Source organism: Persicobacter diffluens (genome assembly GCF_036244895.1).
Classification (GTDB): Bacteria; Bacteroidota; Bacteroidia; order Cytophagales; family Cyclobacteriaceae; genus Persicobacter; species Persicobacter diffluens.
Genome location: NZ_BQKE01000001.1, coordinates 179338 through 192359, shown reverse-complemented (window position 1 = coordinate 192359; position 13022 = coordinate 179338). Strand labels below are relative to the sequence as shown.

General features: G+C 42.6%; 10 protein-coding genes. 6 read left to right on the top strand and 4 right to left on the bottom strand.

Annotation, left to right across the window (positions count from 1 at the left end):
• The first annotated feature begins 16 nt into the window (after positions 1–16).
• A complete protein-coding gene (locus tag AAA970_RS00770) occupies positions 17–1777 on the top strand; it encodes a PAS domain-containing protein (protein ID WP_338235613.1) in 1761 nt (586 codons plus the stop codon).
• Between the two features lie 292 nt (positions 1778–2069).
• Here AAA970_RS00770 and AAA970_RS00765 read toward each other — a convergent pair whose 3' ends face one another.
• Positions 2070–3185 (bottom strand): hypothetical protein, encoded by a 1116-nt coding sequence (locus AAA970_RS00765; RefSeq protein ID WP_338235612.1) that lies wholly within the window; start codon positions 3183–3185, stop codon positions 2070–2072.
• Between the two features lie 286 nt (positions 3186–3471).
• Here AAA970_RS00765 and AAA970_RS00760 point away from each other — a divergent pair, with 286 nt between their 5' ends.
• The 4 genes from AAA970_RS00760 (at position 3472) to AAA970_RS00745 (ending at position 8656) form a co-directional block, all read left to right on the top strand.
• Positions 3472–4839 carry a dipeptidase gene (locus tag AAA970_RS00760; protein ID WP_338235611.1) on the top strand — a complete coding sequence of 456 codons (1368 nt, stop codon included), beginning with the start codon at positions 3472–3474 and terminating at the stop codon, positions 4837–4839.
• A 150-nt stretch (positions 4840–4989) separates the two neighbouring features.
• Positions 4990–5373: a hypothetical protein gene (locus AAA970_RS00755; RefSeq protein WP_338235610.1), complete on the top strand. Its 384-nt coding sequence runs from the start codon at positions 4990–4992 to the stop codon at positions 5371–5373.
• A 99-nt stretch (positions 5374–5472) separates the two neighbouring features.
• Positions 5473–7449: a protein-disulfide reductase DsbD family protein gene (locus AAA970_RS00750; RefSeq protein WP_338235609.1), complete on the top strand. Its 1977-nt coding sequence runs from the start codon at positions 5473–5475 to the stop codon at positions 7447–7449.
• A gap of 346 nt (positions 7450–7795) precedes the next feature.
• Entirely contained in the window at positions 7796–8656 is an 861-nt protein-coding gene (locus AAA970_RS00745) for an HAEPLYID family protein (RefSeq protein WP_338235608.1), read from the top strand.
• Between the two features lie 29 nt (positions 8657–8685).
• Here the strand turns inward: AAA970_RS00745 and AAA970_RS00740 are convergent, their stop codons facing one another.
• From AAA970_RS00740 to AAA970_RS00730, 3 genes are all read right to left on the bottom strand, one after another.
• The gene (locus tag AAA970_RS00740; protein ID WP_053406258.1) at positions 8686–10239 is read right to left on the bottom strand and encodes an Rne/Rng family ribonuclease; all 1554 of its coding nucleotides are present in this window, start codon (positions 10237–10239) and stop codon (positions 8686–8688) included.
• 219 nt (positions 10240–10458) lie between these two features.
• The gene (locus AAA970_RS00735; protein WP_338235607.1) at positions 10459–11334 is read right to left on the bottom strand and encodes a tetratricopeptide repeat protein; all 876 of its coding nucleotides are present in this window, start codon (positions 11332–11334) and stop codon (positions 10459–10461) included.
• A gap of 37 nt (positions 11335–11371) precedes the next feature.
• A complete protein-coding gene (locus AAA970_RS00730; protein WP_053406260.1) occupies positions 11372–11665 on the bottom strand; it encodes an HU family DNA-binding protein in 294 nt (97 codons plus the stop codon).
• Positions 11666–11828: 163 nt separating this feature from the next.
• Here AAA970_RS00730 and mutY point away from each other — a divergent pair, with 163 nt between their 5' ends.
• Positions 11829–12902: an A/G-specific adenine glycosylase gene (gene mutY, locus AAA970_RS00725; RefSeq protein ID WP_338235606.1), complete on the top strand. Its 1074-nt coding sequence runs from the start codon at positions 11829–11831 to the stop codon at positions 12900–12902.
• Positions 12903–13022 lie beyond the last annotated feature (120 nt).

The window sequence follows — 13022 nt, the reverse complement described above, 5'->3', positions numbered from 1 at the left end:
AAATTTTCAATAAAAAGTGAAATCAATATCTCGTATAAAAAATCAACTGTTTAAAGGAATATTTAAGAAAGAGCTTCAGCAATATTCGAAAATGATGGGAGAACAACAGCAAATACGAGACAATGCATTACACATTATCCAGCAGTTTTCTCAGGGTAACCTAAAAGTAAAAATGGACGACTCCACCTTGAGCGATGAGATCCATGGGGCGCTGATCAAACTCAAAGATCATTTTATTGAAAAAGAGAAAATAGAGCATCAACGCAACTGGACGAATATCGGTCTGGCTAAATTTGCTGACATTTTACGAATGGCCAATTCAGAAACGGACATTGCATACATCGTCCTCAAAGAGGTCATCCATTATCTCAAAGCCAATCAGGGTATGATCTATATCGTGGATGTGGAAGAAGAAGAGGAAGCTTGTCTGGTACTGGAAGCCTGCTATGCCTATGACAGGAAAAAGTATCTCCATAAAAAAATTGCCATTGGAGAGGGCTTAGCAGGGCAGGCCTATCTGGAAAAGGCTCCTATTTATATGACAGATATTCCCAATGGCTATCCGAAAATTACCTCCGGACTTGGGGACGCCACGGCCCGGAATATTTACATCATTCCCCTGATGGTCAATGAGGAAGTCTACGGAGTCATGGAACTGGCTTCCTTCCAAATGTTCGAGGCTTTCGAATTGGAGTTTTTAAATAAACTATCCGAACAGCTCGCCGCTTCCATCAGCAGCTTCAATCTGAATCAAAAAACTACCCTCCTACTGGAAGAATCTCAACTGCAAACAGAGCAATTACGTGCTCAGGAGGAAGAAATGCGCCAGAATACGGAAGAATTAATGGCCACTCAGGAGGAGATGAAAAAGCGACAAAAGGAGCTTGAGCGATTAAAGACCGATCTGGAATCCGAAGTTTTTAAAAGAACAGAGGAAATTCAGGAGCAGAAAGAAGAGCTGGAGCAACAACTGGAAGAAATCAACACTACTCAGGAAAGCCTGCATAAACAAAAAGCAGAGATGGAAGGAGTACTCCTGGCCATTGATTATGCCAATTATCTGGCAGAGTTCTCCACTGATGGGAAAATCACTTATGTCAATGATCAGTTTCTGACTTTATTCGGCAAAGCGTTCACCAAAGAGTCCCTGATCGGTAAAAATCACCGGGAATTTGACGAACTGGCCAAACAACCGGAAGCTTATCAGCAATTCTGGGGCAGATTACGGAAAGGGGAGGCCATCAAGAAAGAGGGAGTCGTACAAATAGGGGGAAAGACTTTCTATTTGGAGGAAAACTATACTCCTGTAAAAAACAAAGAAGGGGAAGTGGTGAAAATCCTCAACCTTGCGCATGATATCACCAAAGTCAAAGAGCTGTCCCTTCAAAATGCGGCGAAGGAGCGAGAGATTAAAGACGTACTCAATACCCTGAATAAGGCCATCATCTCAGCCACCTTTGATTTTGATGGAAACTATTTAGAGGTGAGTCCGGAATTCTGCCGATTTTTTAATGATCCGGAAGGATATTATGACGGAAAAAGAGACCGGGACTTTAACCCTTTGGCCAGCAGGCCGGATCAGTACGAAAAGTTCTGGAAGCACCTACAAAGCGGAAAAAGCTACGAATACATGCAGAATTGTGAAATCAATAATAAGAAATACCTGATCGAAACCATTTACAGTCCGATTTTCACCACTGATAAACAAGTGGAAAAGATCATGTTGATTCTAAAGCCTTTTGACCTGGCTAAAATCAACTCCTCTGTCAATGCCTGATCACACCAAAGGACAAAAAAAGACCGCCACTCCTGAAGAATGGCGGTCTTTTTATTTAACCCGGATTATTCAGGCTTAAATACTCGTTTAGCTGCTAGGCGGGAAAAATGAAGGAATAGTTGCCTATTTCGAGTTTTTCCCAACGAAGCAGATGAATGAGGAGAAAGCAAGCATACCCAAATTTGAGCTATTGATAATTCGACAAAACCAATCGCAACACCCTAACTTAAAGATATTTATAGTGAGTCGCTAAATCTAGCGGTGAATAATTCGGGTTAAAATGTATTTTTTACTATGGGCAAGTCAGATCAGCAACCTGCTGTGGATTCACCCGGTCTCCACTGGCCAGGCTAACGTTCCAGATAAAGGAATCATTGGCTACCGACTCTTCCGCCAAATGCTTGATCCCACACATACCGGAAACAGCCAGGGAGGCGTTCGTATCAATTTGTAATGCACCCTGACGGTTTGGTAAAGCAATATTCACCTGCTCCAGCCCATCCAGATTACTCAAACTATTGTTAGAGGAAATATTCAGGCCACCAACCGTATTGAGCTTTTCCAGATTCACCAAGCTGCTCAAGTCATCATTGGCCAATAATCTGAATTCACCCGTTACCACTTCCAAATTCTCTAATCCATCCAGTGAAACCAGGCTTTCGTTTTGAGCAATGTCCAATCTGGTCAAGGTATTAATCCGCTCCAGGCCTTCAAATGACTTTAAAAAAGGATTCGAAGAAATCATCACGTTGGATTCCACATACTCCAGACTCTCCAGCCCTTTCAGGTTTTGAACGCCCAAACCCTCTATGGATAACTCCAATACGGAGTCAATTTTATTCAAGCCTTCCAAAGAAAGTAAATCCGGCATTACCCCAATTCTCAAATTCCCTTTGAAAGTCTCCAAGGTAGAAAGACCGGCCAATGAACTCATCACCTCATTGTTTTTAATGGTGATATTCCCTTCTATCCAGCCTAAGTTGGGAAAACCGTTAATTTCCTTCGCCAAAAAATTACGCTCAATCAGCAAATTCCCACCGATATACAGCAAGTTTTCAAAACCACCAATTTCGGTCAAAGTACTGTCCGCAATAAAGGAAAGGTTACCCGTAATGGAGTCCAAAAAATTAAGCGTTTTGATATCCTCATTACTATAATCAAAATCACTGAACACCAAAGAACCTCTGATCGATACTACCCCACGATCCTTCATCTCCTCCATATTGGCTACCGTCGGATTTTGGATCGATCCATTATAATAAGGATGATCAACGCCTGCAGTATCAATAATTCTGCTGGAACTAAATGGATTGGGGATGTAGTCTGCTGTTTCGTCATCATCCTTACAAGCACTTAGCGCAGTGATCGCCAGGATGGTCAACATGCTATATTTTAGCCAATTTTTCATCGATGTTATTTTTGCCCTCAGGTGGAGCATTATTACGGTTAAACTCAAATCTTGCTATTCGGCCCGCCCTTCTTAAAAAGAAGATTAGGCTCCAAGAAAGACAAATTTGCAAATTATCTGTCATTCTTTCTGCATACAAGGGCTAAAACATTCAGCTACACCTCAGAGGAAGGCGCCAAAATGCATTAAGCCTGCCTTAAAAAGTGTAAAAGCCAAAAGATATCCACAATATTTCAGTAATTTGCCAAAGAGAAAATAAGACATTGAATTTCAAATTTCGACCCTTATGAGTGCTAATTCCTATATTCAGGAAAATCAGGAACGCTTCCTGAACGAACTTTTTGATTTGTTAAGAATCCCATCAGTAAGTGCTGACAGCAAGTTTGCTGGTGATGTGCGCAAAGCAGCGGAATTCATCAAAGAGCGTTTCGCAGAAGCGGGAGCAGAAAATATTGAAATCGTGGAAACCAATGGTCACCCGGTAGTTTATGCCGACAAGATCATTGATCCGTCATTGCCTACCGTATTGGTATATGGCCACTACGATGTGCAACCGGCAGATCCATATGAATTATGGGATTCCGAGCCATTTGAGCCGGAAATTCGCAACAACCGCATCTACGCGCGTGGTTCCTCTGATGACAAAGGCCAAGCCTATATGCACCTGAAGGCCTTTGAGGCTTTGCATAATTTGGGCCAGCAGCCGGTGAACCTTAAGTTCATGATTGAGGGGGAAGAGGAAATCGGCTCTAAACATTTGGGCGATTTCGTTAAAGCCAACAAAGAACGCCTGAAAGCGGATGTGATCCTGATCTCTGATACCGGTTTGTTCTCTATGGATTGCCCATCGATTTGTTCCGGCCTGAGAGGTTTGAGCTATGTGGAAGTAGAAGTAACGGGGCCTAACCGCGATCTTCACTCCGGTCAGTATGGTGGTGCGGTGGCCAACCCATTGATCGTGCTTTCGCAAATGGTGGCATCTTTGAAAGATGAAAACGGTAGCATTACCGTACCCGGATTCTACGATGGCGTAGAGGAAGTTTCTGCCGAGGAGCGTGCCGCTTTAAATGCCGCACCATTCAGCCTGGAGGCTTATCAAAAAGACCTGGGCGTGGATGCCGTTGACGGTGAAGCGGGATACACCACTATTGAGCGTACCGGTATTCGTCCATCTTTGGATGTAAACGGCATGTGGGGTGGCTATACTGGCGAAGGAGCCAAAACCGTATTGCCTTCTAAAGCATTTGCTAAAATTTCGATGCGTTTGGTACCGGGGCAGGACAGTGCGACCATTACTCAGCTTTTCAAAAAGCATTTTGAGGCCATTGCTCCGGCATCTGTAAAAGTAGAGGTAACACCTCACCACGGTGGTGAAGCATCGGTAACGAAAGTGGATTCTATCGGCTTCCGTGCGGCCAGCAATGCATTTGAAAAAGTATGGGGTAAGCCTGCGATTCCAATGCGTGAAGGAGGATCTATTCCAATTGTGGCCTTGTTCAAAAAAGAATTAGGCTTGGATTCCATCATGCTGGGCTTTGGATTGGATGAAGACACTATCCACTCACCAAACGAAAGCTATGGGGTGGAGAATTACCTGAAAGGGATTGAGACCATTATGGAATTCCATCAGCAATTTGCCGACTTGAATAAATAATCGGTTGCAAAAAAAAGACAAAAGGCGATTCTCCGGATTCGCCTTTTTTTTAAAGCGAAAGTAAAAATACTGTCTCATTTTAGACAATCTCAGCCATTTATCTGATTTAAATACTTCCGATAACCACTTCCTCCCGTTATATTTGCATTCATGTTAAGACAAATTCAAATATTGGGAATTTTGGTGGCGGTTATTGCCTACACCTACGGAGCCGTTCCGGTGGACTCTCCCTATATTCGTTTTTGTGTCCAATGGGGTGATCAAAATACCTCACGTGTCGGTACGGTGCAATGTTATCCTTCCGTATTCGGAGACAACACCTGCGATTATACCGCATTCTTACCCCAGCCAACTGAGGACAATAAAACCTGCACCAAGGAAATTGTGATTGTAAAATCCTTGGATCAACACATCCTCAAATTCTTTCACTTCAGCAGTAGAGCACTTCCGCTTTGTCAGCAGGAGGAAAGTCCTTTTATGGATCAATATCAATTTTTGAAAGACGCCAAGCTTTCCCCGCCTCCCCGGTGCTAGACATATTGCCCTTGCTAATCACCCTTTTGTGGGTGACTAATTTATATGTCTGAATTTTATTTTCAGGAGCATTGATGCTCCTCCTATTTCATCATTTTTATGAAAAAATTAATGGCCATGTTGATGGTTGCCCTGCTGGCAATGATCAATACCGCTTTTGCGCAAATATTAGATCCTGCCAAATGGGAAGTTTCTGTTGACAATAAAGAAGCGAAGGCAGGAGACGAAATTACTCTTTCTTTTACTGCAAAAATCGATGCCGGCTGGTACCTGTATTCTTCCGATTTCGATCCGGAATTGGGACCAATGGTAACGGTAATTAACTTCAACACCAATGATTCTTATGAGTTGGTGGGAGATTTGGTTCCGGTCAATCCATCCAAAAAGTACGATGACCTTTGGGAAGGCGAGTACACCTATTTTAAGAAAACAGGGGAGTTTCAGCAAAAAGTGAAGCTGCTAAAGGATAATCCATCCATCTCTGCGGTAATTGAATATCAAGTATGCTCCGACGAAAGCGGACAGTGTATTCCTTTTGACAAAGAATTTGATTTCAATGCCTTCTTCAAGCCTGTAGCTAAAAAAGCGGAAAAAGCGAAAACAGAGGTTTCTGTAATTCCGGAAGGGCAAGGCGACCAGAGCACCAGCCTCTGGGGATTTGCCGTATTGGCATTTTTGGCCGGATTAGCAGCGCTATTGACCCCATGTGTATTCCCAATGATCCCGATGACCGTTTCTTTCTTCACTAAAGGCGGACAGGATACTTCTGGTGGATTGCAAAAGGCATTGATTTATGGATTTTCTATCATTGCTATTTATACCCTGGCAGGAACGATTGTAGCCGCGACCATGGGACCGGAGTTTGCCAACTTCTTAGCTACGCACTGGGCGCCGAATTTATTTTTCTTCATCGTTTTCCTGATCTTCGCCCTTTCATTCCTGGGACTTTTCGAAATCGTAATCCCTTCTGCTTTAGTCAATAAATCAGTAGCCAATGAGGAAAAAGAGGGATTGATTGGAATTTTCTTCATGGCTTTTACCTTGGTATTGGTATCCTTCTCCTGTACGGGACCCATTGTCGGTACCATCCTGGTAGAATCTGCTGGCGGACAAATCCTGAAACCGGTCGTAGGGATGTTTGCCTTCTCACTAGCTTTTGCAGTACCATTCACCATCTTCGCAGCTTCTCCAAAGCTATTGAAAAGCCTTCCGCAATCCGGTGGATGGCTGAACAATGTAAAAGTTGTATTGGGATTCCTGGAATTGGCTTTAGGTTTGAAATTCCTTTCCATCGCCGACCAAACCTACCATTGGGGTCTTTTGGACCGGGAAGTATACCTGGCTTTCTGGATTGTGATTTTCTTCATGATCGGCCTTTATTTCTTGGGCAAAATTTCAATGCCACATGATTCTCCTTCTGATGGAAAAACTTCCGTTCCAAAGATGATCATGGCGATTTTGACTTTCACCTTCGTCGTGTATATGATTCCGGGAATGTGGGGTGCACCTTTAAAAGCTTTAGCAGGTTACTTGCCTCCAAGAACAACACAAGATTTCAATTTGGAAGGTTCAGGCAATGCCGCAGTAGTATCCGGAAATGTATTGGACAAACCAGCCAAATATTCAGATTTCCTACACTTGCCACACGGCTTGCAAGGATACTTTGACATGGACGAAGCTTTAGAGGCTTCCAAAGCATTAGGCAAACCAATCTTCGTCGACTTCACCGGCCATGGTTGTGTGAACTGCCGTGAAATGGAAGAGCGCGTTTGGTCAGACCCAAAGGTATTGGACATTTTGCGTGAGGATTATGTAATTCTGGCGCTTTATGTCGATGATAAAAAAGAATTGCCTGAGGCTGATTGGTACACTTCTGAATATGACAACAAAGTAAAAAAGACCATCGGTAAGCAAAATGCCGACCTTCAGATCACCAAATACAATAACAATGCACAGCCATTTTATTTGCTATTGGACAGCGAGGGCGAATTAATGATTCAGCCAAAAGCTTATGATTTGAATGTGAATAATTTTGTAGAATTCCTGAACAAAGGAATTGCGGCTTACAACAAATAAGCTTCATTAACCCCCTTTAAAAAGCGCTGAATTTCGGTTCAGCGCTTTTTTTGTGCATGTACATTTTAGCCACTTAAAATTGAAATTGTAAAAAAATGCCTACATATTCGCCTTCAGAAAATGCAGCCGGATAACTGCTACACCTTTCAGAATTCAGGCAAAAAAACAGGATTAGCCTACTATTGCTGGATGTATCACGACTGCAATAAAAAGGGATAAAAAAGCCTTGCCCGGTACTGCTAAGCCAAAGTAAAGACCAATGCTACCGCTGCTCAATACTCATGGCGATAAGGCATTTTTTTTGGCTCTGAATCATTTGAATTAATTGAAATACATTACCTACTCCATGAAAACCAAATTTACTGCTCTTGCTGCTTTTGCACTTTTGCTAATTCCTTTCATTTCGAATGCACAAAAAACAGAACTTCGGGAGGATCGGTACCTTCTGGACAGCCTTTATATTGAAGAAACGGAAGACAAAACACCCGCAAAAGTCCTCCATGCTGAACCGCTATACATTGACTTGATTCGTGATTTGGGAGCCCGAAAAGGGGAGAAGGAGTGGAACGTAGGCTTCGGTTTGAATGATAATACAGACTACGATCGGATAGAGGCGCTGGTGGAATACGAATGGGCGCCTATCAACCGCCTTGGACTCGAAATTGAAGTTCCTTTTTCTTTCTATTCCGGCAATCCTAATGGCATGGAAGCAGTGCCCGCCAACAGGATGGAGAGTCTGAAACTGGCTGCCCAGTATTCCTTCTTTGTCTCCGAAAAAGCCAAAACCTCCCTGGCCATAGGCTATATCCATGAATTTGAAATGACGCCCTTTGAGAACTACGGAAAAGAATCCTTCTTTACCGCTAATGTTTACAACCCCTTTTTCGTAGCAGCCAAAAGGTGGGGGCAAAATTTTCACACCCTCATTTACACCGGGCCAGTGATTGAACAGCCTTTTCATGAAAATGAAATCCATACCGAATGGCAAATCAATACCAACTTCCACTATATGATTCCCGGCACCCGGAACTTCCTAGGTGTGGAATTAAACAAGGAGGTAGATCATGGGGACTTTGACATGACCATTCGCCCCCAAATGAGACTGGGCATCACCGATGATTTGATGATTGGTATCGTGACCGGAATTCCGGTGAGCAGGGAAAGACAGCGGTTGTCTACTTTTTTAAGGTTGATTTGGGAGCCATAAAAAAAGCTCCTCTTCCGAGGAGCTTCTCACTACTTAATTTCAATTTCTTCGCCATCTTTGGTTCTTAACACAAACTCGGTTAAGCCAAGAGATGAATCTTTTTCAAGGTTCACCCATCTCCAGTATTTTAAAAACCAATTCATTCGCCGCGATAAAAAGCCTGCGGTGAAATAGGCATGGAGGTATGGATGTAGTGCAACGGTCAAATGTTTTTCATTTTGTTTTGTAAGGATATAATCGATGTTTTCCTCAATTTGGTCTGCTACTACGATTGATGCGGTAATTGTACCGCTGCCGTTGCAAGTCGGGCAAACCTCTTTTGTCTGAATATTCAACTCCGGACGCACACGCTGACGTGTAATTTGCATCAGGCCGAATTTCGTCAAAGGCAATATGGTAAATTTCGAGCGATCATCTTTCATCTCCTCTTTCATGCGCTCATACAATACCCGTTTATTCTCGGGCAAACGCATATCGATGAAGTCAATGATGACAATACCACCCATATCACGCAGTCGCAATTGCCGTGCGACTTCGTTCGCAGCTTCCAGGTTCACCTTCAATGCGGTAGTCTCCTGGTCGGCCTCAGCATTGGATTTATTTCCGCTGTTGACGTCAATGACGTGCATGGCCTCAGTGTGTTCAATGATCAGGTAACCGCCATTTCTTAGGCTGACGGACTGACCGAAGAGCGACTTAAGCTGCTTTTCCACGCCGAAATTCTCAAATATCTTGGCTTTACCCGTATAATGTTTGACAATTTTCTCTTTATCAGGGGCGATGGACCTGATGTAATTTTGTACCTCTTCAAATACCTCCTCGTCATCAGAAACAATCTGATCAAAGGATTCATTGAGCATATCTCTCAATATGGATGAGGCTCTTCCCATTTCACCAATCACTTTGTCTCGTGGCTTGGCAGTTTTTAGCGCTTTAATGCCTTTTTCCCACTTGTCAAGCAAGTTGCGCAGGTCTCGATCCAGCTCTGCAACATCCTTTCCTTCGGCCACGGTACGTACAATGATACCGAAGTTTTCCGGACGGATGGAATTCAACAACCGAATCAGTCGCTTACGTTCTTCTTTACTGGTGACCTTCTTCGAAACATGGACTGCATTTGAAAAAGGGACCAGAACGATATAACGACCTGCTATAGAGAGTTCGCAAGACAATCGGGGACCTTTGGTAGAAATCGGCTCCTTCACCACCTGTACCAGTATTTGCTGACCTTTGGCCAGTACCTGGTTGATCTTGCCCAATTTGTTAATATCTTCTTCACTTTTGAAGCCATTAAGGCGGAAGTTGTTATTTCTCTTATTTTGGGCTTGTTTGGTGTATTTGTTCAAAGAACGAACCTGCGGACCAAGATCTAGATAGTGCAAGAATGCATCTTTCTCATAACCTATGTCCACAAATGCGGCATTCATGCCTGGTGCGATTTTCTTAACCGTACCTAAATAGATGTCGCCAACATTGAATTGATTCCCACTGTCCTCCGTATGGAATTCCAGCAAGCGCTTGTCTTTCAAAAGGGCTAACCGACATCCATTTTGAGTTCCATTAATGATTAATTCGTTACTCAAAATCTTAATTAATTTAAGTGAAAGATGTCCGTAGCAGCAAAACAAACGAAGGCTGAACAGTATTTCACCGTCCAGCCTACGAAAACATCGTTATAAGACTACTTCTTCTTGTGTCTATTTTTTCTTAGACGCTTTTTTCTCTTGTGAGTAGAAATCTTATGTCTCTTTCTTTTTTTACCGCAAGGCATAATTATAAGAGTGTTTAGTTATAAAATAATTTTATTGAAGCTGTTCCAAATAATCACCCGCCGTAGCTTGAACCACCGGATCGTTACTGTTGGCAACCACCCATTCAAACGCTGACTTGGCCTTGGACTTTTTTCCTAATTCAAAATAGCTCAATCCTAAATAGAAATGAGCCTGCAAATGCTGAGGATCAACCTCAGTTAAATGCTTAAAACGCTCACTGGCCTTGTCATACTGCCCGGATTGCACCGAAAGCATGCCCATTGCAAATAAAGCGTCGGCTTGATCAGGGTCCTGTGCCAATACCTCACGCAGCTCCATGATCGCCGTCATCGGCTGATCTGTTGATACGTAAGTCATCGCCAAATGCGTTTTTGAAGTCAAATCTCCAGGATTCTCTTTCAAATACGCTGCCAAATAATTACGAGTTTTTTCTCCCCAGTCCGCAGCAGCAGCTCTGCTTGGCGCAAACTGAAAAGCCTCGTAACAATATTCCCCAACCGATTTCAACTTTAAAGCTGAAGGTTCATCAGGTAATGACAATTCTGCAAAAAATGCAGCACTGTCAAATTGATTTAGGCGCTTATACACGCCCGCCAATGAATCCGCAAATATATGTTTTTTTTCTAACATTTCCGAATTCTCCCATTTTTCTTTCAAAGAAACTATCACAGCGTGTAGCTCTTCTGCCCCTTCCATATTGTGAGCGTGATCATGCGAATGGTCATGTCCTTCATGATCACTATGATCATGCCCTTCATGGCGATCAGCATTCGCTACATTTTCGGTTGGCTGTTCTTCTTTAGAAGAAACAGGTTCACCGGATTTTTTCAACACCCTGGGCAAGCTATAAATAGCAAACGTCAGGATAATGGTAGAGGCAATTAAGGTTAAACGGGATCGGCTCATATCGTTGGGTAAAAACGCCTAAATCTTTCAGAACAAATTATTCGCTATCTTTTACGCTAGCTTTTACCTTCTCAACGAAAACCTTAGAAGGTTTGAACGCTGGAACATAATGCTCATCGATTACGATAGCCGTGTTCTGAGAAATGTTACGTGCTACTTTACGAGCTCTTTTCTTGTTTACGAAACTTCCAAAACCACGAACGTAAATGTTTTCGCCATTAGCCATTGAGTTCTTCACTACTTGGAAGAATGCTTCAACAGTCTCTTGAACGTCAGCCTTATCAATCCCGGTTTGCTCAGCGATCTGAGAAATTACGTCTGCCTTAGTCACTTTGCTATTATTTAAGTTTTAAAAATTAATTCGTAAAATTCTATCAACCAATTATTTTTGGGCTCACAAAAATAACGGTCGGTATTTAATTAAAAAACAAATTGCGTAAAAATTATCCCTGTTTTCGCGACTTGACCGATCCATTTAAAAAAATAAAATCTCGATGCAAGACTTTGTAAATAAAATCGTTAGCTGGTATGAAAAGAATCACCGCCAACTCCCCTGGCGAGAAACCCATGACCCCTATCGCATATGGCTATCGGAAATTATCTTACAGCAAACGCGTGTAGAACAGGGACGACCTTATTACGAGCAATTTACAACAGAACACCCTAATATACAATCACTTGCCGAAGCAAATGAAGAATCAATTTTACGGCTTTGGCAGGGCTTAGGCTATTATTCCAGAGCGCGAAACCTCCACAAATGCGCAAAAACGGTCATGGCAGAACATGGGGGGCATTTTCCCAAAAAATTTGAAGATTTAAAAAAACTTCCGGGAATTGGGCCTTATACTGCTGCCGCCATTGCCTCTTTCGCTTTTGGCGAAAAAGTAGCCTGTGTAGATGGAAATGTTTACCGGCTATTGAGTCGCTTTTTCGGCATTTCGGATGACATCGCCTCGCCAAAGGGGCAAAAAGTATTTTTCGAAAAGGCTCAAAGCCTGATTCCCAGCGATCGTCCTGACTTATTTAATCAGGCCACCATGGAAATGGGGGCGATGGTTTGCACTCCCAAAAAGCCCAATTGCATGTATTGTCCGCTACAGGCAGGCTGCTTTGCTTTTGAGCACAATAAGCAGGAAGAGCTTCCGGTGAAAACAAAAAAAGTCAAAGTAAAAAAAAGATATTTGCACTACCTTATTATTAAACATGAGGGAGAAGTGCTCATGAAAAAACGCGACACTAAAGGAATTTGGGCGGGTTTATATGATTTCCCACTGATAGAAGGCAAGGAAGCCATAGTTGATTTTGATGATTTATTAGAAAATACGCCTAATTTTAATGGGGGAAAATTTCTGTTGGGACAAATAAGTCAACAATACAAGCATGTTTTGACACATCAACAGCTGTTTGTGCGTTTTTTTGAGATTTCCACTAAAAATCAGGCTGCTTTCCAGCAGGTCAAAGAAGCTTTTCAATCCCATAGCTTTCCATTAGAAGAAACCATGGGGATTCCGAAACCCATTCTCATTGACCAGTACCTGAAAGAACACCAACTAGAAGGTGTAGAATAACAAGGGGTAATCGACAAAATATAGTCGATTATTTCACCTTTCAGGGTTTTTACCCTACATTAGAGAAAAGGGCTAAATCAAAATTGAACAAAGCACTTTTGAAAGTAGACCGTTATATTA